Annotated in this window: 1 tRNA gene; it reads right to left on the bottom strand. The window is 45.6% G+C overall.

From position 1 onward, the window contains the following. Positions 1–152: 152 nt before the first annotated feature. A tRNA-Glu gene (locus OGV93_RS01240) sits at positions 153–228 on the bottom strand. Positions 229–298 lie beyond the last annotated feature (70 nt).

Here is a 298-nt window from a genome sequence, read left to right as displayed (position 1 = left end):
TTTTCATTTCTTGTTTACGGAGAAATGAAACAGTGTGTCGTTTCAATTTTCAGCTTGATCCAGATTTTTAAAGAGCAAATATCTCAAACGAGACTCGAAAGTCTGTTTTGAGATACTTCGGTCGGCGACTTTCACTCACACATACCAGCAAGTGGCGTCCCCTAGGGGATTCGAACCCCTGTTACCGCCGTGAAAGGGCGGTGTCCTGGGCCTCTAGACGAAGGGGACACTGAAGTCTCAATCGCAAGACGCCTTGCTATTTACTTTTCATCAGACAATCTGTGTGAGCACTACAAAG

It is taken from the genome of Citrobacter sp. Cb031 (assembly GCF_030336725.1).
GTDB lineage: Bacteria > Pseudomonadota > Gammaproteobacteria > Enterobacterales > Enterobacteriaceae > Citrobacter > Citrobacter braakii.
This window is presented reverse-complemented; position numbering and strand designations above follow the sequence as displayed.